Annotated in this window: 2 tRNA genes and 1 rRNA gene; all 3 read left to right on the top strand. The window is 49.1% G+C overall.

Going from position 1 to position 560, the window contains the following annotated elements:
• Positions 1-57, top strand: a 16S ribosomal RNA gene (locus ACPUC8_RS26025); the annotation flags it as partial.
• A gap of 73 nt (positions 58-130) precedes the next feature.
• Positions 131-207: transfer RNA gene (locus ACPUC8_RS26020), tRNA-Ile, on the top strand.
• Between the two features lie 117 nt (positions 208-324).
• A tRNA-Ala gene (locus tag ACPUC8_RS26015) sits at positions 325-400 on the top strand.
• Positions 401-560 lie beyond the last annotated feature (160 nt).

Here is a 560-nt window from a genome sequence, read left to right as displayed (position 1 = left end):
GGGGTGAAGTCGTAACAAGGTAACCGTAGGGGAACCTGCGGTTGGATCACCTCCTTACCTGAAGATACTTTCCCGCGAAGTGCTCACACAGATTGTCTGATGAAATTAAAGAAGAGCGTAAAACGCCTGCAGGCTTGTAGCTCAGGTGGTTAGAGCGCACCCCTGATAAGGGTGAGGTCGGTGGTTCAAGTCCACTCAGGCCTACCAAATTCTTCCGATTTCCGCGTTGTGCCGACGGCTCGCATACATTACGTATGCTTCGCATCGACACGCCTTGAACTCGAAAGAATTCTCCTGGTAAGCAGCGTTTTGCACAAACTCTATGGGGCTATAGCTCAGCTGGGAGAGCGCCTGCCTTGCACGCAGGAGGTCAGCGGTTCGATCCCGCTTAGCTCCACCATCAACGAACCCCACGTTGATAACTAACTTCCGAATGCATTTTTAAGTGCATTGCGAAGTTATTGCTCTTTAACAATCCGGAACAAGCTGAAAATTGAAACGACGTGTCGGTTCATTTCTCCGTAATAAGAAATGAATGATGACATGTTCGAGTCTCTCAA

It is taken from the genome of Pantoea sp. CFCC18177 (assembly GCF_059412425.1).
This window is presented reverse-complemented; position numbering and strand designations above follow the sequence as displayed.